General features: G+C 58.5%; 20 protein-coding genes and 1 pseudogene. 10 read left to right on the forward strand and 11 right to left on the reverse strand.

What is annotated here, in order from left to right; translation table 11 throughout:
* Positions 1-10 precede the first annotated feature (10 nt).
* Positions 11-235 carry a hypothetical protein gene (locus ACIQUB_RS24385; protein ID WP_402932996.1) on the reverse strand — a complete coding sequence of 75 codons (225 nt, stop codon included), beginning with the start codon at positions 233-235 and terminating at the stop codon, positions 11-13.
* Positions 236-359: 124 nt separating this feature from the next.
* Complete coding sequence (locus ACIQUB_RS24390; protein ID WP_018902430.1) at positions 360-569, reverse strand: cold-shock protein; 210 nt, start codon at positions 567-569, stop codon at positions 360-362.
* An 837-nt stretch (positions 570-1,406) separates the two neighbouring features.
* Here ACIQUB_RS24390 and ACIQUB_RS24395 point away from each other — a divergent pair.
* Together ACIQUB_RS24395 and ACIQUB_RS24400 are read left to right on the forward strand one after the other, a co-directional pair.
* Positions 1,407-1,598, forward strand: a complete 192-nt coding sequence (locus ACIQUB_RS24395) for a CsbD family protein (RefSeq protein WP_018902425.1) — start codon at positions 1,407-1,409, stop codon at positions 1,596-1,598.
* 228 nt (positions 1,599-1,826) lie between these two features.
* Positions 1,827-2,168, forward strand: coding sequence for a hypothetical protein (locus tag ACIQUB_RS24400; protein ID WP_402933002.1), 342 nt, complete (start codon positions 1,827-1,829; stop codon positions 2,166-2,168).
* Positions 2,169-2,274: 106 nt separating this feature from the next.
* Here the strand turns inward: ACIQUB_RS24400 and ACIQUB_RS24405 are convergent.
* The 3 genes and pseudogenes from ACIQUB_RS24405 to ACIQUB_RS24415 form a co-directional block, all read right to left on the reverse strand.
* Positions 2,275-5,461, reverse strand: a pseudogene (locus ACIQUB_RS24405) (type II toxin-antitoxin system ParD family antitoxin).
* Between the two features lie 201 nt (positions 5,462-5,662).
* Positions 5,663-6,430: an EAL domain-containing protein gene (locus tag ACIQUB_RS24410; protein WP_402933005.1), complete on the reverse strand. Its 768-nt coding sequence runs from the start codon at positions 6,428-6,430 to the stop codon at positions 5,663-5,665.
* A gap of 468 nt (positions 6,431-6,898) precedes the next feature.
* Positions 6,899-7,822 carry an AraC family transcriptional regulator N-terminal domain-containing protein gene (locus ACIQUB_RS24415; protein WP_402933008.1) on the reverse strand — a complete coding sequence of 308 codons (924 nt, stop codon included), beginning with the start codon at positions 7,820-7,822 and terminating at the stop codon, positions 6,899-6,901.
* Between the two features lie 162 nt (positions 7,823-7,984).
* Between ACIQUB_RS24415 and ACIQUB_RS24420 the strand changes: the two genes are divergently transcribed.
* The 5 genes from ACIQUB_RS24420 to ACIQUB_RS24440 all read left to right on the forward strand — a co-directional run bounded on the left by ACIQUB_RS24420 (position 7,985) and on the right by ACIQUB_RS24440 (position 12,700).
* The gene (locus tag ACIQUB_RS24420; protein ID WP_402933011.1) at positions 7,985-9,298 is read left to right on the forward strand and encodes an MFS transporter; all 1,314 of its coding nucleotides are present in this window, start codon (positions 7,985-7,987) and stop codon (positions 9,296-9,298) included.
* A 54-nt stretch (positions 9,299-9,352) separates the two neighbouring features.
* Positions 9,353-10,204, forward strand: a complete 852-nt coding sequence (locus ACIQUB_RS24425; protein ID WP_402933014.1) for an SDR family oxidoreductase — start codon at positions 9,353-9,355, stop codon at positions 10,202-10,204.
* Between the two features lie 268 nt (positions 10,205-10,472).
* A complete protein-coding gene (locus ACIQUB_RS24430; protein WP_402933016.1) occupies positions 10,473-11,456 on the forward strand; it encodes an oxidoreductase in 984 nt (327 codons plus the stop codon).
* A 3-nt stretch (positions 11,457-11,459) separates the two neighbouring features.
* Positions 11,460-12,098 (forward strand): DedA family protein, encoded by a 639-nt coding sequence (locus tag ACIQUB_RS24435; protein ID WP_402933019.1) that lies wholly within the window; start codon positions 11,460-11,462, stop codon positions 12,096-12,098.
* On the forward strand, positions 12,095-12,700 hold the full coding sequence (locus ACIQUB_RS24440; protein ID WP_402933022.1) for a class I SAM-dependent methyltransferase: 606 nt from the start codon (positions 12,095-12,097) through the stop codon (positions 12,698-12,700). Before ACIQUB_RS24435 ends, ACIQUB_RS24440 begins: the two co-directional genes overlap by 4 nt.
* 38 nt (positions 12,701-12,738) lie before the next feature.
* Here the strand turns inward: ACIQUB_RS24440 and ACIQUB_RS24445 are convergent, their stop codons facing one another.
* Positions 12,739-13,419, reverse strand: a complete 681-nt coding sequence (locus ACIQUB_RS24445; RefSeq protein WP_402933025.1) for a TetR/AcrR family transcriptional regulator — start codon at positions 13,417-13,419, stop codon at positions 12,739-12,741.
* Between the two features lie 360 nt (positions 13,420-13,779).
* Between ACIQUB_RS24445 and ACIQUB_RS24450 the strand changes: the two genes are divergently transcribed.
* Both ACIQUB_RS24450 and ACIQUB_RS24455 read left to right on the forward strand, forming a co-directional pair.
* Positions 13,780-14,169 (forward strand): limonene-1,2-epoxide hydrolase family protein, encoded by a 390-nt coding sequence (locus ACIQUB_RS24450; RefSeq protein WP_402933027.1) that lies wholly within the window; start codon positions 13,780-13,782, stop codon positions 14,167-14,169.
* Positions 14,170-14,397: 228 nt separating this feature from the next.
* Complete coding sequence (locus tag ACIQUB_RS24455) at positions 14,398-15,537, forward strand: epoxide hydrolase family protein (RefSeq protein ID WP_402933029.1); 1,140 nt, start codon at positions 14,398-14,400, stop codon at positions 15,535-15,537.
* A gap of 185 nt (positions 15,538-15,722) precedes the next feature.
* On the opposite strand, the gene ACIQUB_RS24460 is transcribed toward ACIQUB_RS24455, so the two are convergent.
* The 3 genes from ACIQUB_RS24460 to ACIQUB_RS24470 form a co-directional block, all read right to left on the reverse strand.
* On the reverse strand, positions 15,723-16,229 hold the full coding sequence (locus ACIQUB_RS24460) for an intradiol ring-cleavage dioxygenase (protein WP_402933032.1): 507 nt from the start codon (positions 16,227-16,229) through the stop codon (positions 15,723-15,725).
* A gap of 129 nt (positions 16,230-16,358) precedes the next feature.
* Complete coding sequence (locus tag ACIQUB_RS24465) at positions 16,359-17,441, reverse strand: aldo/keto reductase (protein WP_402933035.1); 1,083 nt, start codon at positions 17,439-17,441, stop codon at positions 16,359-16,361.
* Between the two features lie 22 nt (positions 17,442-17,463).
* Positions 17,464-18,456 (reverse strand): MBL fold metallo-hydrolase, encoded by a 993-nt coding sequence (locus tag ACIQUB_RS24470; protein ID WP_402933038.1) that lies wholly within the window; start codon positions 18,454-18,456, stop codon positions 17,464-17,466.
* Between the two features lie 166 nt (positions 18,457-18,622).
* On the opposite strand from ACIQUB_RS24470, the gene ACIQUB_RS24475 reads away from it, so the two are divergent.
* Positions 18,623-19,543 carry a LysR family transcriptional regulator gene (locus ACIQUB_RS24475; protein ID WP_402933041.1) on the forward strand — a complete coding sequence of 307 codons (921 nt, stop codon included), beginning with the start codon at positions 18,623-18,625 and terminating at the stop codon, positions 19,541-19,543.
* A gap of 146 nt (positions 19,544-19,689) precedes the next feature.
* Here the strand turns inward: ACIQUB_RS24475 and ACIQUB_RS24480 are convergent, their stop codons facing one another.
* Entirely contained in the window at positions 19,690-20,181 is a 492-nt protein-coding gene (locus tag ACIQUB_RS24480) for a lipocalin-like domain-containing protein (RefSeq protein WP_402933044.1), read from the reverse strand.
* 48 nt (positions 20,182-20,229) lie between these two features.
* Complete coding sequence (locus tag ACIQUB_RS24485; RefSeq protein ID WP_402933047.1) at positions 20,230-21,060, reverse strand: SDR family oxidoreductase; 831 nt, start codon at positions 21,058-21,060, stop codon at positions 20,230-20,232.
* Positions 21,061-21,074 lie beyond the last annotated feature (14 nt).

The raw sequence follows: 21,074 nt of genomic DNA on the forward strand, positions 1-21,074 counted from the left end.
GTTGGGATGATCAGCCGGCCTTGGTTCGTTTGGCACGCAGCGCAGATGTTGCAGACATCCGGTCGGCTTGCTCCTTGGCGAGACGCGCTTCGCGCAGCCTGAGCGTCTTGGCATCGCGTGCCTGGGCCACGGATTGGAGCTCTTCCGTCGCATTGTTCTTGGCGAAGAACTCGGTCTGGAGACTGCCCCAGGCGGTCTCGGCCTGCTGGCGGGATTTGCTACATGTCTCTGTCATTGAATGTCCTCGATGTTGGCTAAAACGCCTAAACGAAAAAGGCCAGGCGAACTGCCTGGCCTCAAACTGATAATTGCTTCCGGCAGTGCCAGTACATCCGTGGTCAAAGGGAAGCAGATATCGATTAAGCGGACTGCAGATTGCAGGCCGACATCTTGCCCGACTTCATGTCGCGCTCGAGTTCGAAGCCGATCTTCTGGCCTTCGACGAGCTCGCGCATTCCGGCCCGCTCGACAGCCGAGATGTGAACGAAGGCGTCAGCACCGCCGTTGTCAGGCTGAATGAAGCCAAAGCCCTTGGTGGAATTAAACCATTTTACTGTGCCGGTGGTCATGATGAACCCTTTCAAAGCATAGATTGAGGAACCGCGAAGCAGCTGCTCCGCAGGCGAAAACCGACTATTTTTGAAAGAAAAGTTCGCTTAGAGCACGGTGCCAATCGCGCGGTGAACAAAGCTCGGCAAGCAAAAGATCGATAAACTATACATAATGGAATGACAGTCAGAGGTCAACGATTAGTTTTGAATTTTTCGCGATCTTATCTTCTGGTTGTACTTCTCTGAGCACACTCGGTGACTTCCTATCATTTTCGAACCGGACCAACGGAGCCAAACATCGAACCATGGAAGAAAGTCACGCAACTGAGGGGTCTTGCCGGACTTCAGGCGGTCCTGCCCGAACCAAAATGCGTCTGAAGTGGCATGTCTGACGAGCGCAGCACAGGACAGCAAGTGGCGGAGATGAACCGCTCGAAGCAGGACATGAGTGCCAATGGCCGGTCCGGCCCGCCGACCGTCACTGACGACGACCGTTGCGAGATTTTTTAACAAGGGACTTCGCGAAAAAGACTGGTCGATTGCTACGACGATATATCAAGCCATGCTCGCTTGATCGCCAAAGACTATAAAAGGAATGCACTTCGCTCCCATTCAAATAAAGCGTTAAGGCGAAAACGACCTATTCCGGTAGGATCCGACCTGCGCACTTAAACCTATCGATCACCGGTCAGACGCATCGCGGGCGCAATCCCATCCAGCAGTGCGGAACGATAAGCCAGACGGCGCATTGTTTGGACGAGCGGGTCGTTAAGCTACCCAAGATGGACTTCCCCGGCATTTGACCGGGTAGCGACTCGAAGGTCGTGCGTACCGCTCTCAAAAGGAGAACCGAACATGGGTTCGACAGCCGATAAAGTATCCGGCAAGGCGAATGAACTGACTGGCAAAGCAAAGCAGGTTGTCGGTGACGCCACCGACAACAAAAGTATGCAGGCCAAGGGCGCCGCTCAGGAAGCAAAGGGCGACGCCCAGCAGGTAAAAGGTCATGCAAAAGATGCTGTGAAAGGCGTCGTCGACAAAGCCTGAATAGGCACTTAGCGACTGCAAGATGAGGTCGGAGCGATTTCGCTTCGACCTCGCCCTCTTAAAGCTGCGCTTGCGGGCTTGCTCGACGAGCGGGCCGGCAAAGAGGAGTATGACGCTCCAACCTCGGCCAACCTGTCCCTGACATAGCCGATCCGTTGGAACCAAACGACACCGAGACGTCGAATTCAAAGATCGCAACTGAGTACTGGCAGCCGGCGGTCGGTCAAGATGGCCGAAGACGTCAGCACCCGATATCGGGAAGGCGACCCCTTAGAGGCGGACGCGTTCTGGCAAATTTTCGCAGCGCCTCTGACGCATCATGATCCGCCTACCCTCTATGACCGATCGATAATCAAAAAGGATCTGCAGATGACAAAACACAAACATCTCGGCAGCGATGCTGCGCGAAGCGATCCCGAAACCGCCGACCAAGATCGCGAGGCACTGAAGCGACGCGCGCAGGAAAATGTCGATCGGTCAAAGAAGAAAGACGTTGACCCGGATGGTCATGACGAACAGCTAGACAATCCAACGCCCGGGTCCGACGCGGCTGAACCTTCCCCGCAGTGAATCGCAGAGCTATCTCAGTTGTCCAAGCATATGGGAGCGGAGTGAGCCGAACACCTCGTGACGACCTCGCAGCGCACGCATATCCGGATGCATGTCAGACCACCACCTATGCCTCATCCAATTCGTCGTTACTCTGAACGCGATCCAAATGTGCTCCCGTGAATTTCTCAATCCCGGCCTTCGCGATGGCTTCGGCGAGTTTTTCGGCATCGTAGGGTTTGGCCACCAAAATGGCATCCGTTTCATCGCGAACGGAGGACGGGTCACCGGTCGCATATATGATCAGCGCAGCAGGCCTTAAAGCCCTAGCCTCAGCAGCCAGCTGTGAGCCTGATGCGCCGGGGAGATTAACGTCGGTGACAAGCACATCGACCGCCATTGTTTGTAAGACAGCTTTCGCCTCTTCAGCGCTTCCCGCTTCGACGACGATCAGTCCGGCATCCTGGAGCATTTCAGCTGTGTTGATCCGGATAAGGGCATCGTCCTCAACCAGCAAAACGGTCGCGCGACCGACTTTCAACTTGCTTGGCTCAACTTTGCTTGGTTCCACATTGATGGCGGAAGGCGCTGGAGATTGCTCTAGCTTCTGCACTGGGTCCGCCAGGCGGCCCTTGGTTTTCGTATTCGCCCGCTGGGCCTGGTTTGCCAAGACATGACGGAACTTACGCGCCAGCGCCTCACGGGTATAGGGCTTGGACAAAAGCTCGACGCCTGCATCGAGCCTGCCGCCGTGCACGATCGAATTTTCTGTGTAGCCTGACGTGAAGAGCACGGCGATATTCGGTAGCCGTTCTTTCGCCTTTCGGGCGAGTTCGGGACTTTTGAGGGTGCCTGGCATCACGACGTCGGTGAACAGGATGTCGATGGGAATGCCGCTATCGATCACGGACAGCGCGTTCGATGCATCGACCGCCTTCAGCGTGCGATATCCAAGGTCGGTCAGCATCGAGATGACGGTTTCGCGGACCTCCGCATCATCCTCAACGACAAGGACAGTTTCCGTCCCCCCGACAATTGGCCCGTTATCGACAGCGACCTCGACATCTTCGGCCTCGTTCGCACGCGGCAGATAAAGCTTGATGGTCGTGCCGTGGCCGACTTCCGAATAGACTTTGACATGGCCACCGGATTGTTTGACGAAGCCGTAAACCATCGACAGACCAAGACCGGAGCCCTTGCCTTCGGCTTTCGTGGAAAAGAACGGCTCGAAAACCCTTTTCGATGATCTCGGGCGGCATGCCGGACCCGGTATCTGTCACCGCCATCATCACATACTGGCCGGGACTGACCTCATCATGCGTGCGGGCATAGGCATCATCGAGGTGAGCATTTGACAGCTCGATCGTCAGTTTGCCCTGCCCTTCCATCGCATCGCGTGCATTGATGGCGAGGTTCAGTAGAGCATTCTCGATCTGCGTCGGATCGATAAAAGTGTTCCAGAGGCCTCCACCAAATACGGTTTCGACCTCGATGGCTTCGCCGATCGCCCGGCGGATCATGTCGTCCATGTCGCGGACGAAACGGCTGATATTGACCACTTTAGGTTCGAGCGCCTGACGGCGACCGAAGGCGAGCAACTGGCTGGCGAGTTTTGAACCTCGCGATACGCCGGCCATGGCGTTTGCGATCTTTGCTTCGGCACGTTGGTTGCCCGCAACCTCCTTCGACAGAAGCTGAAGATTGCCGGACACAACCTGCAACAGGTTGTTGAAGTCGTGCGCGACGCCGCCGGTCAATTTCCCCACTGTTTCCATTTTTTGAGCCTGCGCCAGCTTCACTTCGGCCTGGCGGCGCTCGGTAATCTCGGTGATGACGCGCGCTTCCAGATTTTCGTTTAGCTGCTTTAGCTGCTCTTCGGCCCGCTCCCGGTGACGAACCTGGCGCGCAAGCGCCTCTGCCTGCTCACGCAAAGCCGCCTCAGCGGCGCGCTGATGGGTGATATCAGTATGAACGCCCACCCATTCGACGATGTCACCTTTTGAGCCGATGATCGGCAGAGCGCGGATGGCGAACTGACGCCACGCGCCATCATGCCGGCGGACCCGATGTTCATGCACGTACATGGATTTCGCTTCGACCGCGGCATTCCAGGTCGCGACCGACGCGTCCATGTCATCCGGATGCACAGCTTGTGCCCAACCGAACCCTTGGTACTGCTCGAACGTCTGGCCGGTGAGTGTTGCCCAGCCCGGCTGCTCGCCGACCATTCTGCCGTCCGCACTGTTGGTCCACAGAACGCCATGTACTGCGTTCACGGCCGTACGAAAGCGTCTGTTGCTCATTTCCAGCTCGGCTTCGCGCACAGCGCGATCTTCGATATCGATGCCGAGAATGTAGGTGCCGGGGACTGATCCATCCCCCGCCAAATGCGGCACGTATCGAATTTCGAGGCGGCGTGGCGCGCCGCCCTGCACCGGCATGTCGGCTTCGCCGGTCACGACTCCGCCAGCCAGTGCGCGGTCGATGTCTGGCCGCCGATTTTCGTATGGTCCCTCACCGATGACCGCGGCGATATGTTTTCCAACCATGTCGTCCGGCTTCATACCAAACCACGCTTCATAGGCATGATTTGCGAAGCGGTAGACGTGGCTGCGATCGACATAGGAGATCAGCATCGGCACGGCGTCGGTTACGCGGCGCAGTTCGTCTTCGCTTTCGCTCACACGTTTTTCCATCGCGACGCGATCACTGTTGTCAACAACCGTACACATCACGCCACCGATTTTGCCGTCGGCCTCGTATACCGGTGTGTAAAACAGATCGAAGATGAATTGCTCAGGCCGACCATCTCGCACAAGCGTCATGCTCTGATCGCGGTAGGAACGAAGCTCGCCGCGAAGGCCGGCCTCGATCATGTCACGGTTCCAGTCCCAGATTTCTGGCCAGACCTCTGCAACGTTGCTGCCAAGTGCGCGAGGATGTTTTTGACCTGCGATCTTCGCATAGGTATCGTTGTAGATCATCACATGGTCCGGCCCCCACATCAGCACTTTCGCAACTGGCGAATTGACGATATTGGCGACCGTGGTACGGAGCTCGACGGACCATCCGCTCGTCGGCCCAAGGGCGGTTTTTGACCAGTCCTTTTCCCGGATGATGCTGCCGCAGGCACCGCCCCCGATTGGCCAAGCTGATGTGGGTGTTATCGCGGGCTTGGCACCGTCACGAAGCAGGCGCAGCCCCGATCGGACGACTTCACTGGCATTGCCATAGTTACCCGACGACAGGCACTCGGAAATGAACCCCTCAAGCTCCGGGGTCAGCGAGAAATTGCGTGTGGAACGTTTGGCCATAACTGGCTCGTCTCATGGAATTTCAGATGTGTCAACGTGTGGCACTGCAAAAGACGTTTGCCGATGCGATAGGCCGTCGGCTTGGGCCCAATCTTTGCATCTCAACAGCCAAGAATGTTTAAAATGGGACGAGGACCTTTACGAGAAACCAAGCTTAACTTACGGCGACCGCCGTGCTTTCATCCCGCTTTCACTCCGGCTTTAGGCGGCGTCCGAGCACATATCCCTCGGACGTGCGGGGATTGCGAGGGATTTAAAGCTAGGCTTTGCCAGAAAGTAACCTTGGATGAGGGAGACGCCAAGGTCTTTCAGTGTCGCCATCTCCTCCGCAGTTTCCACCCCTTCGCACAAAGGAACAATTGCCAGATCCTCTAGCATATCGAGCGTATGTTTTACAATTTTGCGCCGGACGGGGTCTGTGTCGATCCCCCGGATCAAGCCCATGTCCAATTTTACAATGTCGGGCTGGAAGTCGGTTAGAAGGCCGAGCCCGGAATGACCGGCTCCGAAATCATCAATTGCCGTCTTGAATCCCATATCCCTGTAGGTGCGAAGAATATGGAGAACATGTTTGGTATCGAGCTGCTCGTTTTCGGTGAATTCGAAAATGATGCGGTCAAGAGGAAAGCCGGTCTTCAAGGCGGTTGCAAGTGTCAGCCGAATGCAGGCCCGCGGTTCATAGACGGCGTTCGGCATGAAATTGATCGATAGCTTTACATCATCAGCAGGATCGTAAAGTTCAGAGGCCAACTCAATCGCCTTCACGCGACATTGCTGGTCGAACGCATAGCGATTGCCTTCCTTGACTTGGCTGAGAACGGAACCAGCGCCCTCGCCGTTCGGACCTCGCACCAACGCCTCATGAGCGAAGACAGCGCCCGTACTTATGTTGACGATCGGCTGAAACGCCATCGAAAAGGGAAGGTCGAAAGTGGCGCCATTGCGGCAGCCATCACAGTGCGTCGGCATATAGAGCCCTCCATTAAGGGGCAAGTCTTACAGGATCAGCGATTAATCTTCCGTTGCTTCGCAACCCAATAAGTTGCTGTCCGTTCTAGGTAGCGAAATATCCCCCAAGGCGACTATGTTTTACCTAATTCAACCTGTAATGTGACTAACGTATGTCTAAGCAATTTTCGCGCGATGAGATCGCAAGGACTCGATTTCCAGCCTTCGCGCTTTAAACGAAAACGCAAAGTGCCTTACCGAGTAGACCCGTGATTTTGTGAACAGATAACGAACACACCCGCAAGACAAGGAAAGTGGTGTTCTCGCCTTAAAAGGACTCGAACCGGCGACCAGACCTTTCCAGAGCCATCGTCTCGAATAAGACGGCTCTGCGATTATATGATGTTCATTGCACATCAGTCAGCGATGGAGATTTAGGCTTAGTCGAAGTAGATCTCCCCATACCTGCGACGCGATGAGCTGCAGTTCCTATGCCGAGCGCACCGTCCGGCTAGCATATAGGTCCTGAAGCTGTTGCTGTTTCAAGGCATCCTGTTTCGGCGCTATACCGAAAGTTCGGGAATACTCCCGACTGAACTGCGAGGCGCTCTCGTACCCAACTTTGTACGCGGCCTCAGTGACATTCGCGGCTTGCGTTGCCATCAGTCGGCGCGCCTCGAGCAGGCGAAGTTGCTTTTGAAACTGAAGCGGTGTCATAGCTGTGAGCGCCTTGAAATGCTGATGGAAAGATGACGGGCTCATTCGAGCAATATCAGCGAGTTCCTCCACTCGCAGCGTCTCGGCAAAATTGGTGTGCAGAACCGATACGGCCCTCACCACTCGCTCGATGTTCGACCCGGGCAAGCCTAGTTTGCATATCTCGCCGCCATGCGGCCCGGTCAGCAGCCAATAGCATATCTCTCGCACGATCGAAGGCGCCAGGATCGGGATAGCCTTCGGCGTCGCCAGCAACCGAACCAGGCGAAGGATGCAATCTGCCAACGGTTGATCGACCTTGGCAACGAAAGCGCAGGGACCCGATATTTCCGGCTGAGGGGGAAGCGCCTCCAACTGTTTAAGAACCTCCCGTACGGTTGCCACGTCGAAGTCGATCATTACGCCAACGTAGGGAGTCTCCTCACTCGCCTCGACGATCTGGCCGGTCGCTGGGACGCCCACACTGACGACGAGGCACTCCATCGCTCCGTAGCGCAGCAGCTCCTCTCCAAGCTGCAATTCCTTGCCGCCCTCGACGACGACGCAGAGCGATGGGCGGTAGATGTTCCGCATCGGCATCATCGACTGATACGAGCGGACGATGTTGAAGCCTTCAATGGCAGTCGGGAACAGGCCTTGTCCGCCTCCCTGCTCTTCGATGTAGGCCGTTACGGCAGACAGCAATGGTGTATTCAAGCGAGGCTCCGGTTGCTTCAGGGGCCACTGCAACAGGTGGCTTCTCGCCGGCACTATCGCCTCGCTTGTAGGAATAGGCAAGTTTCTTGAGAGTTCGGGCATTCTGGTCATTGGACACTCCATCTAGCTTAAGGGTGCAACCAAGCGAGGAGTGACCTCAAGATGACAGAAATTGTCGCCCGGTCAATAGACCCCGTAAAGACACGAGCGGCGCCTGCTGCCGCCATCCGGGAGTACGTGAAAGGCCTGCGAATGGCCGCCATATGCATCGTGCTTCTGCTGATCAACGCGTTCTCGCAGATCGATCGAATATTGCCGTTCATCCTGGCGGAAAAGATCAAAGCGGATCTGGAGTTGACCGATACCGAGATGGGCCTGCTCACCGGGCTGGCGTTTGCGGTGTGCTATGCACTTCTCTCATTACCGCTTGCCCGAGCAGCCGATCGGGGTTCTCCCCGGCTCGTACTGGTGTCCTGCATCCTGATCTGGAGTGTCATGACGACACTCGGAGGCTTTGCCGCCAGTTTCATTTTTTTGGCACTCACTCGGCTCGGCGTTGCATTCGGCGAGGCTGGCGCAGTGCCGGCAGGCCATGCTCTCATCGTCCGGAAGATCGGGGTAGAGCGGCGCGGTCTTGCTATCGGTATGTTCGCGATGGGCATTCCGCTCGGCACGATGGTCGGGTTTGCGGCAGGCGGCGCGATTGCAGACGTCTTCGGTTGGCGCGTTGTTTTGATGGGCCCCGGAGCCATCGGCGTCCTGATCGGACTGTTGACCATTCTTATTGCCGGCCCCACCCCTCCGCTTCCAGGTACAGCCTCTCGCGACGAACCCTTTCTGCGAACCAGCCTTGACCTGTTGTCGTTCCCGGCCTTCCGCTGGTTGTTCACAGGAGCCGTTTTCCTGGGCTTCGCAGGCGCACCTTTTTATGCCTTCTCGATCCCTTTTCTGATCCGCGCCCATGGTTTTACCGCGACAGAAGTCGGCGTCGCGTTCGGCATGTTGCAGGGCTTGATGGGAATCATCGGGACGCTGGGCGGCGGACGCTGGTTTGACCACGCTGTTCGCTCAGGTACCGGCAAGGTGCTTGGGCCCCCGGCAATTCTGTTCCTCATCGCCAGTACAACGACAACTGCGGCGCTATTTGCCCCGACTGGCTCGATGTCCATTGCGCTCTTCGTGCCCGGAATGCTGTCATTTTCCTTCATGCTGCCGTGGGGCTTCGGGGCTGCGCATCTGATCGCCGGTCCTGGTCGTCAGGCACAGACGACCAGCCTCGTCATGATCGCATCCGGCCTTGCCGGGCCTGCACTCGGTCCCCTGATCGTCGGTATCGTCAGTGATGCAGCTACAGCGGCTGACATTCCGAACGGCCTCGGACTTGGTCTGTTGATCGTGCCGTTAGCAAGCGCTCTCGCAGGTATTGTCTACCTGATCACAAATCAACGCATTGCCGCTTTCCTCCGTCGCCAGTGACCGCAAATCGCCGTCACAGGCAGATCTATCCGAAACTTTTTAGGAGATGTTGAAATGTCCAACCCAGGCAATTCACGGCGCACATTCCTCGCGCTCGCAGCCGCCGTGCCATCCGCTCTCGCCATGAGCGGCATCGCATCGGCCCAGTCGTCCCACACTGGTGGTGCTGCCCAGCCAAATGAAAGGCGTGGCGCGATCGTCACCGGCTCTTCCCGCGGCATTGGCGCAGCGACCGCCCGCCGTCTGGCGCGGGACGGGTTCGCAGTAACGGTGAACTACCTCAACAATCGCGAATTAGCTCAAGCGGTCGTCCGCGAGATCGAGGCTGCTGGTGGCCGCGCCATCGTTCGCCAGGGCGACGTCGCAGATCCGGCTGCGGTCAAAGCCTTGTTCGACGCCCATGACGAGGCGTTCGGCGGTGTGGACGTGGTGGTCAACAATGCTGGAATCATGAATGTCGGTCCATTTGCTCAAATGACCGACGAGGCTTTTGACCGGATGATGGCCACCAACGTCAAGGGGAGCTTCAATGCCTTGCGCGAGGCTTCACGGCGCGTCCGCGATGGCGGACGGATTATCAGCCTGAGCTCAAGTATCATCAAAATGAGCCCTCCCGCTACAGCAGCCTACGCCGCGACCAAGGCGGCACAGGAGATCTACTCAAACGTTCTTGCCAAGGAACTGGCTGGCCGCAACATCTCGGTCAACGCGATTTCACCAGGCGCCGTCGATACCCAACTCCTGCGCCAGCACGGGGAAGAGGCGCTACGCGGCATACCGGAAGCAACCCCGCTCCGTCGGCTGGGCCAGCCAGAGGATATCGCAAATGTCATAGGCCTTCTCTGCTCGCCTGACGGGGCCTGGATCAATGGCCAAAACGTCTTCGCAAACGGCGGGATCGCCTGACGGAAGACCGCTGTGAACTTGCCTCGCAGCCAGCCGGAGCATTCCCCAGGTCTCCGGCACGGATGCGGCGAACACGCCAGATCGCCACATGCCACCCCTCGGCGCACCGATAGGGTCAACGCATAGGCTCGGATCCCGGAGCCGCCCCGTTCCGGATCCGCGAAAGGTCGCTTCACCCCACGGCGACCTCCCCGTCCGCCGGAGACGTGACCTGAACATGGGGTCTTCGGCGGACGATCTCGCCCCAGCAGAAACAAAGGAACTGACGATGTCGAAATCGTGGACACTTGACGATATGCCTTCTCAGAGGGGTCGGACGATCCTGATCACCGGGACTGGTGGTCTGGGCTTCGAAGATGCACTTGCATTGGCTCGCGCCGGTGGCGACGTGATCATCGCAGGACGCAATCCGCAGAAGGGTGCAGACGCTGTCCGGCGCATTAAGGAAAGCGCGCCGCAGGCATCGATCACGCTGGAGATCGTCGACCTCGCCAGCCTCGCGTCGATCCAGGCACTCGCCAAGCGACTGAAAGAAACGCGCGACCATATCGACGTGCTCATCAATAACGCCGGTGTTATGACGCCGCCGACACGTCAGACGACCAAGGACGGTTTCGAACTGCAGTTCGGCACCAACTATCTCGGCCACTTTGCCCTGACGGGCCACCTCCTGCCGCTGCTCGTGCGCGCAAAAGACCCGCGGGTCGTCACGCTCTCCAGTATTGCTGTAAAAAGCGCAAGCGCCGCCATCAATTTCGACGACCTGCAAGCGGAGCGCTCCTATAAACCGATGCCTGTCTACACTCAGTCGAAGCTGGCCTGCCTTATGTTTGCATTCGAATTGCAACGGCGGAGCGAAGAGGCAGGCTGGGGTATCACCAGTATCGCTGCCCACCCCGGACTGTCGCGCACCGATCTGCTTCATAATGCGCCTGGGCGTTACAGTGCTCAAGGCCTCCTGAGGACGTTCTTGTGGTTCCTGTTCCAGCCCGTCGCACAGGGTGCGCTGCCGACCTTGTTTGCGGCGACATCTCCGAACGCTCGAGGCGGTGGCTACTATGGGCCAGACAGACTGGGCGAAACGCGTGGACACCCGACCGAGGCACAAATCCCGCGCCAGGCGCTGGAAAAACATGTCGCGCACAAGCTCTGGGAAATGTCGGAGAAACTGACCCGGATTTCGTTCAATGCGCAGGCTCCCACGTTGGAGATCTCAAGCCTGGGCGCGACAACCGTTGTTCGGGAGGGCTGAGAGATGGATCCGCTCGGACATCTTGTCGATTGGATTGCGATATGCGGCATATTTGGCCTGTTCGCGATCGGTCTGGCGGAGCGCTTCCTGCCTGCCCTACCCTCTTATGGGATTCTTGTCGCGATAGGCATTGCGGCCGACGACGAGGCCTGGTCACTCCACACGGCCGTCATTGGCACGGCGGTAGGAAGCTCCATCGGCGCTCTTGGCCTTTATCTTCTTGTGCGTGCGGTCGGAAAAAAGCGGACGACATCCCTCCTCTACTCTGTCGGCGGATGGGTAGGACTATCGCGACCCCGTGTCGAGTGGACATTGTCGTCCCTGCGCGATCGAGAACGTGCGCTCACGATCCTGTCGCAGCTTATTCCCACCGTGCGGTTGATCTCGCCTGTCGCGGCGGGCCTTTTAGGCACGAGCGCGCTTCGGTTTGCCGCCGGCGTATCTGTCGGCATCGTTCTGTGGAACGGGCTGTTTATTGCCGCGGGTTATCTGGCTGTGCTAGCGATCCCCGGCATAAATTCGTCCACGCTCGCGCTGAAAATACTAATCGTCCTTGTTGCCTCGGAGCTTGTCATCGCCTTTGGATGGCGCCTTCAGCGGCGATATTGGGCGCGCCCAGATCTTGGGGCGAGCAAGCGATGACGACTAAAGCTGCTAATGATACGTTATTGTTTTTTCGGGCGTGGCTTTCAGCTCCGCTTCGCGTTGCCTCCGTTACACCATCGGGTCGCGCGTTATCTTCGCTTATGACCACCGAAATTTCTGCCGATACAGGCATAGTCATTGAACTGGGTCCGGGAACCGGCGTTTTTACGGAAGCATTGCTGCAACGGGGCGTCGCTGAAGAAAATCTCGTACTGGTCGAGTATGGTGCGGAGTTTGCGAACCAGCTGAGCGAGCGTTTTCCAGCCGCAAAGACCTTTCACATCGATGCTGCTCAACTCCGCAAGTTGCCGCTTCACGCCTCGGCGCCTGTTGGTGCCGTTGTCAGTGGCCTTCCTCTTCTGTCGATGCCGCTGCGCAAGGTACATGCTATCTTGGAGGGTGCATTCTCGCATCTTCGCCATGGTGGAGCGTTCTACCAATTCACCTACGGTCCGCGATGCCCGATTGCCAGACCCTTGCTGGACCGTCTAGGCCTGAAGGCGACCCATGTCGGCTGGACCTTTGCCAATATTCCACCTGCGGCGGTCTATCGCATCACTCGACGCAGACCGCGAGACGCGGCCGTCGGTGCGGCCTAACCTCGAAGTTCAACGTTCTGATCGGCCCCGGCCGAGCGTCAGGCGTCGCCCTGCATTCTCTGATCGATGGTGCGGGTGATATTGTCCCAACCGGCAAGAGCGAGTTCCGCTACGGCATGCAACTCGGCGCGATCAGCTCCGTCACGGGCGCGGATCGCCATGCCGCTTTGAACTGTCTGCACGAACCTCGCCAGTTTGGTCGTATCCGCCGTAGACTTCAGATCACCATCGTTCTTCGCTCGATCGAAGCGCGCTTTGAGCAGATCGAAACCGCCTGCACGAGTCGTTCGCATGAGTTCGCCCAGTTCGGAGTGCTCTTCGCTGCCCACGGTCGCCAGCGTTGACATGCACCCATGGGGTAGATCGAGATCTCCACCGGTCATCGCGATCGCCTCATCCTGGAGAAAGAACAGAGCGGCCTGCCTCGCTGTCGAAGCAGCCCTGAAGCGGGTCCAAACCAACCCCTCGTAGGTCGTGTAATAGTATCGGAGGGCCTCGGCATAGAGCGCATCCTTCGAACCGAAGGCCGCATAAAGGCTTTTGGTTCCGATCCCCATTGCCTCCGTGAGGTCGGCGATCGAGGACGCCTCGTATCCCTTCATCCAGAACAGCCGTGTCGCTGCGGCAAGCGCAGCCTGGCGATCAAACTCCCGCGGCCGCCCGCGTGGAGGACGCTTCGACGGTGAGTTCGCTTGATGTATCACAACATTATTTTGCATCGATCGCTGTATAAATCAGTTGACGGTCGTTTGCAATGCCGTTACCTATTTGTGCATCGATCACTGCATAAAGGAATAGTCAGGGATCTATATTGGAAACGCGCACTTTTGAACGGCGGTTTGAGGGGAACGCGAGAGGCATATCGCCTGATGGTCAGCGACAAGATGGACGCAGCCAGCGCGGGCCTCTAAGTCGGTTATGGTAGCCCATCCCGATTCAGTCGCGACTAAGCGCGCATCTTTTGTTTGACGTGGAAGATCGGACCCATCTCAATCAGTGGCCGGCACGCAGTTTCCTGGCGGCCCATGACCAGCAAACAATTTCGTCAAGTTTTCTTAAACCCTATCTGGAGAGTAACCATGTCCACCAATCCTATCGATATCGCCACCACTTTCTTCGGCCACTGGAGTGCAAATCGCATTGAGGACGCCCTTGCGATGCTGTCGGATCACGTCCTCTATGACAACGTGCCGCTGCCCGACATAATAGGGAGGGACAACGTTCGCAAATTCCATTCGGACTTCGGGGTTGGAACGGCGTTTACGGTAGACTGGGCTGTGACCAACATCGCGGCATCGGGGAATCTTGTTCTTAACGAGCGGATCGATGTGTTCACCCATGAAAGTGGCACGAAGCTTACATTGCCGGTCATGGGTACAGTCACCGTGGAGAACGGGGAAATCACTGTCTGGCGCGACTATTTCGATCTGGCCGACTTCGATAGGCAGGTCTCACTTCTCAAGAGATAGCCAGTTCGCAAACCCGCCGCCGCGGAGCCGAAGCGGCGTTGTTCTCGCCGACATGCCGCGCTCGAAGGCAAGCTGCTTTGGTGACCGACCGAGCCGTACCTGTCTTCCCGGCGATCGCCCGGGCAGGTCCGTGGCTCCCCTAACACGGGTATCGATAGAAATGACGCGGTGTTTCTAGGAATTCGCCGCAATAGAGCGGTTTCCTTTCACTCTAAGCGGAGAAACATCATGATTTCACCCTACACGATCAACATCCCTGACGAACGGCTCGCCACGATCAGAGCGAAGGTCGAGGCTTATGACTGGAGCCAGTTGCCGGATGCCGGAGGCTGGTCGGCGGGGGTCGGGATTGACGACCTGAAGCGGCTCGCCGCTTATTGGAGGGACAGCTTTGACTGGCGTGCGGTCGAACGGCGCCTCAACGCACTCCCCAACTTCATGGCCGACGTGGAAGGCGAGCACATCCACTTCGTTCATGTGAAAAGCGACGGCTCTAAGCCGCCCATCCTGCTTCTCCACGGCTGGCCGGGTTCGTATCTCGAGTTCGAGCGGCTGTTGGAGCCGCTCGCAGCGGACGGGCACGATGTCGTCGTCCCCTCGCTTCCTGGCTTCGCGTTCTCCAACCCGATCACGGGCCCGATCGGTCCGCGGCGGGCTGCTGCGCTGATGCATGAGCTGATGATCCAACTGTTCGGCAACGCGCCGTATTTCGTTCAAGGGGGCGATTGGGGCCACGGCATCGCGGCCTGGGCAGCGCATGATCGACCGGACGCTCTGCTCGGCATCCATATCAACATGATGACCGTGTGTGCGAGGGATGCTGCTCCGACGACCGACGAGGAGAAGTCTTTCGTCGCCAAGCGGGCCGCGATCGCCGATCGGGAGAGCGCCTATTTTCACGAGCAGGCAACCCGTCCGCAAACGCTTGGCGTCGCGATGGCCGACAACCCGATCGGAGCGGCGGGCTGGATACTCGAAAAGTTCGGCAAGTGGGCCGATCTTCCGACAACCGCCGACGGCGCCCCGGACATCTGGAGCAAGTTTTCCGAGGAGGAGCTCCTCACCAACATCATGCTCTACATCGCGCCGGCATCGTTCGTGACCGCAACCTGGATCTACTACGGAAGCCGCCTTGAGGAGTCGCGGATGCTTCCGGCCGGCACCCGTATCCAGGTACCGACCGGCTTTGCAGCCTTCCCCGATCCGGTGTTCGTGCCGCCGCCGCGCTCGTTCGCGGAGAAGACCTACGACATCGTGCATTGGACCGACATGCCACGGGGCGGGCATTTCGCCGCGCTGGAAGAGCCGGAACTGATGCTGGCCGACCTGCGCGCCTTTATCGCGACCGTGTCGGGCGCGCGCTCTTGAGGGCGATCCGGTACCCGTGGATGCGACGCGATAAGGCTTGGTCAGGTTGAGTTTTAGCAGCGCGATTACCCGAATGTTCGAGACCTGAAGGCGGCGCCGGACATGGGTGGTCGATAGTAAATCGCTATCGTGACCAGCCGAATTGGCTCTTCGGCCGGATTGCTCGATCGAGAACGGCACCTTCTTCAGATCACGAAATCGAACCGTCCAAACTTTCCGTCACGGGTTTGCTTGATCTCCAGGAGGAGTGCCTCGTCGAACAAGCGGTCTCCGGCATTTCTGGCTTCGCCGGGAAAATAGAGCTGTGTGGTCAGGAAGCGTCCTCCCGGGCGCTGGACTTTGAAATGGAAATGACGCGTTCGGCCGGGATAGAGCGCCGGTATGATTGTGTTGAACCACCAGCGTCCTTGAGCATCGGTGAACTGATGCCCGCGCAGTCTGAAGCCGACGCTATCGTAGTCACCTTTTTCGTCCGCGTGCCAGATCTCGACGAGGCTGCCTCCAAGTGGCCGGCAACGATTGTCGAAAACGAATCCCGCAATGGTTATTCGCTCACCTCCGAGTGCATCCGAATAGAGATCCCGATTGAGCGGTGAGTTTGGTCTGAAGAAGGGGCCGGCTTCTCGTTCGAGGGTCAGCTCGTATACATCGTCACATGCGGGGGTGAGCGGCCTCGGGAGCGGCCTGCGCAAAGGCGCTCGTTCGCGTTGCCTCGATGAGAGGCAGCGTCAGAAAGGCCGTCAAAAGCGAGCGTCTGGAGGAAGGCAAGGCGGGTCTCCCAGTGAATGTTCCAACGTGATGGCGGATTAATCGACGCGCCGTTACTGCAGGCGCTGCGCGGCATTCGCCTGTGCCTCTCGGATCAGGCCGTAATACATGTTCTCTTTGCCGGGATACCACGGCATCGTGCCGATGGAGCCGAAGCCGGGGATCGTCTCCATATGTGCGACCATCCTGGCACGCATGCGCTCGTCCGGAAGCGGGCCCGTCATCGCCTGAACATTGTCACTCATGTGGTCGGGGTTCGACGTACCGCAAAGCACGCTTGTCACGGCCGGGTGAGCCATAACCCATTTCAGGAAGAACTGCGCCCAGCTGGTTGCCCCGAACTCTTGCGCAAAGCCTGGAAGCGGATGTCCCTCGACCACCTTCATCAGGCGCGCCTTTTCGAGCGGCAGATTGATCAGAACGCCGACGCCCTTGTCGGCGGCAGCCGGCAGCAGGCGCCGCGCGGCGTCTCGGTTGAAGATCGAGTAGTTGGTCTGAATGAAGTCGACCTCGTCGCGCTGGACGATCGCCAATAACTGGTCCTGCGCCGCCGACTCGTGATGGGTCACGCCGACATGGCGTATGAGGCCTTCTTTCTTCCAGGCTTTCATCAGCGGAATGACGACCGGCGCGTTTGTGATGCTGTGGCATTGCATGAGATTGATCCTATCACGCCACGTCCGCATGCGAGATTGCCAAAAGCTCTCAACGGCGTGGCTTTCGTCGCCGAGATATTCTCCGGTCGACCAAACCTTATTGGCGAGGAACATCTCGTCGGATCCTTCGAACTCGCCCATGAACTGGCCGACGCTGAATTCCGCCGAGCCGTAGAGCGGAGAGGTGTCGACCACGCGACCGCCTGCGGCGACGTACCGCTCGAAAACCTGACGGAGAGCGTCACGGCGATCGCCGGGCTTCAGGTCGAAGGTCAGGAAGGTGCCGAGACCCAGGGCTGTGACCCGTTCGCCGGTCCGGGGCAAGGTGCGCGTCATTACATTCTGGCCTGATCCGGGGGGCGGCGATATGAGGTTGGTTTGCTGGGTCTGCGCCGTGGCGCTCGTGGCGAGTGCAAGCCCGGTTGCCGCCGCACCCATCGTGCCGAGAAAGCCACGACGATTGATCTGTGAGTGGTTCATAGGTGTCTCCTGTCTCTTAGCGTCAGAACTGCCAGTTGGCGGGGACCCAGGCATACCCACCATCGGTCTTCAGCATCCGGCCAAGGCCGGGGAATGGATAGTGGAAGCCGAGCACGGGCATCTGTTCAGCAGCCGCCCTGTCGAAGATGCGCTGGCGGGAAGAAAGAGCCGTCTCCTTGTCGCGGTCCGGCCCTGGAAGCCATGGCCTGTCGACGTTGACGATAGGGTGATAGGCAAGGTCTGCCGTCAGCAGCAATTGGTCGTTGCCGGAATGGACAAGGAAGGTGGCCATGCCCGGCGTGTGGCCGGATGCGACGATCGTCGTTAGACCCGGCACGATCTCTGCACCTGCTTCATAGAGCTCGACATCGTTCATAAACGGCGCGAGGCTGTTCTTGATGTTCGCCGCAAAGCGCAGACGGAACTCCTCCGGGACCGGCATGTACGAGAGGTCCGGGTCGGTGCGGACAAAGAAGTCCCAGTCGGCCTTCGGAACAAACACGGTAGCGCGAGGAAAGGCTTTGCCGCCGTCTGAGGTTCTCAAGTTGCCGACATGGTCCGGATGGGTATGGGAGATGACGATCGCGTCGATGTCCGCAGCCCCAAGACCGATTGCCGCGAGGTTATCGAAGATCCGGCCGCCATTCGGGCCCATGGTCTTGCCTGCGCCGGCCTCAATCAGGATCCGCCGGCCGCCGGTTTCGATAAGAAGCGTGTTGAGATTGAGCGTCATGTGGTCGGTCGGCAGGAATGCCTGGCGCAGCACCTCCTGAAGCTCGGCCTCCGGGGCGTTGCTGGCGTAGACGCGTGGCGGACCGCCAATCACGCCATCGCTCAAGACAGTGGCGCTGATCTCTCCAACGCGGAAGCGATAATGCCCGGCATTCCCGGCCGCCGGGGAAGCAGCCTGAGCGTTGGCTCTCCCGGAACCGCCTAGGTTCGGCAGGAGCAAGCTGGATGCGCCCGCGACAGCGGACAGCATGATGGTGCGTCGGTTGAGGGTGAAGGCATTCATCTGTGGTTCCTTCTTCTGGGCGCACTGCCTCGACCCTTCCTCGATCGGAGAATGGCGGGCGACGAAGTTTCAGCAGGGCAGAGCTTAAGTTTCGGCGATCATGACACGGCGCCATTGATCTGATAACCTGCGGTGAGTTGATCAGCTTGATTAGTAAATCTTCGCAATGGACCCAATCCGACTGGACAGCTTCGACGTGTTCGTTGCCATCGTGCGCTGTGGCGGGTTCCGCGCGGCAGCCCTTGAGCGAGGAATCTCGTCATCGGCGTTAAGCCAAACAATGAATAATCTGGAGGAAGCGCTGGGTATCCGGCTTCTCAATCGAACCACGAGAAGCGTGTTTCCAACGGAGGCGGGACAGCGTCTCCTTGAACGGCTGGCGCCTGCGCTTGGCGATATCAGGCTTGCTATCGCAGAGATCGACGAGTTACGGGATAACCCGTCTGGAACCCTCAAAATCAACGCGCCGGCGCCGGCCGTCGATCATTTTCTTTGCCCCCTCGTGTTCGACTTCATGGATGTTTACCCAGACGTGAAAATCGAGATCATCAGCGATGCGGCCGTCATCGATATCGTGGAACAAGGTTTCGATGCTGGCGTCCGGTTCGGCAAGCAGCTGGCGCAGGACATGATTGCACTGCCGCTTGGACCCGCGCTTCGTTATGCAATCGTCGCTTCGCCCGACTACATAAAGAGGTGCGGAGAGCCGCGGACGCCGCAAGAACTCGTTGATCACGACTGTATCAAACGTCGTTTCCCTGGTGGCACCCTCGTAAACTGGCGGTTTACCGAGGGAAGCGAGGAAATCGAAGTCACTCCTACCGGCCGTTTGACGGTCAGTTCTGCGCACAATGAACTGCAGGCTGCACTGGCGGGCAGAGGAATTGCCCATGTCTTCGATGACTACGCCAAGCCATATGTTTACGCCGGCCGGCTGGTGGAGCTTCTCTCAGACTGGAGCCCCACCTTGCCCCACTGGTTTCTATATTATCCGAGCCGCCGCCTCCCGAGTGCAGCCATGCGTGCGTTTCTCGATTACATGAGAAGCTACGACTGGAAGACGATGGATGCGCTCGCCCCCTGGTGACAGTACCAGTTCGGCTACGTCGGCCCCGCCTTGACCATGGAACGACAGTTGAAGAGTGAGACTTTTTTGCTCTGGATCAACGTCCTGCCGCCGGAACGGCGGCGCCCGCAAGGCCGCGACCTCGCTTCGAGCCCGGCCTCCGGTCCTCATTCGACGCGCCGCCACTCGATTTTGATTTCAGTACCCTCCGGCCTGCGGAACCGTTCCGTCATGCGGTCGCCCTGCACGACCAGCGTAAGATCATTGCGTGTTCGCGTGCTGCCGACCCAGTTTGGAAATGTCGCCCCTTCGACACGGTTTCCGCTGAAATCTCCTTTCTCGTCGACGGTGTAGGTGCCGAAGAACCCGATACTGCGTGACATGGCCGTGCGATTTTCATCGTCCGTCCCCTCGCCGCGAGCGTCGGAAGCAAACCGCGGGACGTCGGCGTCGGTCAGAACTTCGACGAAGTGCATGTCGGGCGTGAAGACGAGAAGACCGTTGGGCTTCTCTCCATAGGCAGCGATATTTTTGCCGCCGGGATCGATGGTTGCCGATACCATGCGCCAAGTGCCTACAACCTGGTTTTCAGCGGCTGCCTGCGCGAAAGCGGAAGACGAAACGAAGGCAAGAGCCGCCAGAGCTGATCGAATGGACATGTTATCTCCCTTCCTGTTCTTGAAATCCGTGTTTCTGGACCGCTGGGTTCACAGCTCCTGCCTGTCGGCGGAAACTGCCACGTCTCGCTGCGCCTCAAGGGCGGAAAGGCGTGCGGAAAGTGCCCGTGAGATGGATGAGGCGGTGCTACCCAGCGTCAGTCGCAGCGGTGGCTTCTCGCTCTCGGCGGCTGATATAATCGCGGACACGGTGCGCGCCGCATCTCCTTTGATCTCGAAGCTTCCGTCGCTGATCGCCCGGCGAACGGCGCTGGCGGGCGTTTCAGTGTAGGCATCCAGCGGTATGGCCTGAACGAGATTCGCTCCGAAATTCGTGCCCGTCGGCCCAGGCTCGGCGATGATGAAATCGATGCCGAAAGGCGCCACCTCCTGCGCCACAGCTTCGACAAAACCCTCGATGCCCCATTTGGTCGCGTGATAGAGACTGAAGCCCGGATATGCGATCTGCCCTCCTTCGGACGAGACCTGGACGATTCGCCCGCCGCCTTGCCTTCGAAGAAGGGCCAATGCAGCGCGGATCAGATAGATGGATCCGGCAAGGTTGGTGGCGATCTGCCGGTCGATCTCCTCATTTGCGAGCTCTTCCGCAGCACCGAACAGGCCATAGCCTGCGTTACTGACGATCACGTCGATCTGGCCGTGCCGCTGGAAGGCTCCTTCCACGGCGGCGGTGATACTCTCCGGCTTGACCAGATCGAGCTGAACGATGTCCAGACGCTCGCGGTATTCCTGCTCAAGCTGCGCCAGCGTTCCCGGGCGGCGAAGTGTTGCAATTACCCTGTGTCCTTGGGCGAGCAACTGCTGCGTCATCTCGAACCCAAGCCCGGAGGAAGCGCCGGTAATGAACCATGTCTTTGGCATATGAACTCCTCATT

Origin of the sequence: Rhizobium sp. NPDC090275, assembly GCF_044772225.1 — a bacterium.
GTDB lineage: Bacteria > Pseudomonadota > Alphaproteobacteria > Rhizobiales > Rhizobiaceae > Rhizobium.

What these genes read in the sequence shown, in the direction of transcription:
- ACIQUB_RS24385 (WP_402932996.1), bottom strand. Translation starts at nt 235, where the DNA reads ATGACAGAGACATGTAGCAAATCCCGCCAGCAGGCCGAGACCGCCTGG.
- ACIQUB_RS24390 (WP_018902430.1), bottom strand. Translation starts at nt 569, where the DNA reads ATGACCACCGGCACAGTAAAATGGTTTAATTCCACCAAGGGCTTTGGC.
- ACIQUB_RS24395 (WP_018902425.1), top strand. Translation starts at nt 1,407, where the DNA reads ATGGGTTCGACAGCCGATAAAGTATCCGGCAAGGCGAATGAACTGACT.
- ACIQUB_RS24400 (WP_402933002.1), top strand. Translation starts at nt 1,827, where the DNA reads ATGGCCGAAGACGTCAGCACCCGATATCGGGAAGGCGACCCCTTAGAG.
- ACIQUB_RS24410 (WP_402933005.1), bottom strand. Translation starts at nt 6,430, where the DNA reads ATGCCGACGCACTGTGATGGCTGCCGCAATGGCGCCACTTTCGACCTT.
- ACIQUB_RS24420 (WP_402933011.1), top strand. Translation starts at nt 7,985, where the DNA reads ATGACAGAAATTGTCGCCCGGTCAATAGACCCCGTAAAGACACGAGCG.
- ACIQUB_RS24425 (WP_402933014.1), top strand. Translation starts at nt 9,353, where the DNA reads ATGTCCAACCCAGGCAATTCACGGCGCACATTCCTCGCGCTCGCAGCC.
- ACIQUB_RS24430 (WP_402933016.1), top strand. Translation starts at nt 10,473, where the DNA reads ATGTCGAAATCGTGGACACTTGACGATATGCCTTCTCAGAGGGGTCGG.
- ACIQUB_RS24435 (WP_402933019.1), top strand. Translation starts at nt 11,460, where the DNA reads ATGGATCCGCTCGGACATCTTGTCGATTGGATTGCGATATGCGGCATA.
- ACIQUB_RS24440 (WP_402933022.1), top strand. Translation starts at nt 12,095, where the DNA reads ATGACGACTAAAGCTGCTAATGATACGTTATTGTTTTTTCGGGCGTGG.
- ACIQUB_RS24445 (WP_402933025.1), bottom strand. Translation starts at nt 13,419, where the DNA reads ATGCAAAATAATGTTGTGATACATCAAGCGAACTCACCGTCGAAGCGT.
- ACIQUB_RS24450 (WP_402933027.1), top strand. Translation starts at nt 13,780, where the DNA reads ATGTCCACCAATCCTATCGATATCGCCACCACTTTCTTCGGCCACTGG.
- ACIQUB_RS24455 (WP_402933029.1), top strand. Translation starts at nt 14,398, where the DNA reads ATGATTTCACCCTACACGATCAACATCCCTGACGAACGGCTCGCCACG.
- ACIQUB_RS24465 (WP_402933035.1), bottom strand. Translation starts at nt 17,441, where the DNA reads ATGAACCACTCACAGATCAATCGTCGTGGCTTTCTCGGCACGATGGGT.
- ACIQUB_RS24470 (WP_402933038.1), bottom strand. Translation starts at nt 18,456, where the DNA reads ATGAATGCCTTCACCCTCAACCGACGCACCATCATGCTGTCCGCTGTC.
- ACIQUB_RS24475 (WP_402933041.1), top strand. Translation starts at nt 18,623, where the DNA reads ATGGACCCAATCCGACTGGACAGCTTCGACGTGTTCGTTGCCATCGTG.
- ACIQUB_RS24480 (WP_402933044.1), bottom strand. Translation starts at nt 20,181, where the DNA reads ATGTCCATTCGATCAGCTCTGGCGGCTCTTGCCTTCGTTTCGTCTTCC.
- ACIQUB_RS24485 (WP_402933047.1), bottom strand. Translation starts at nt 21,060, where the DNA reads ATGCCAAAGACATGGTTCATTACCGGCGCTTCCTCCGGGCTTGGGTTC.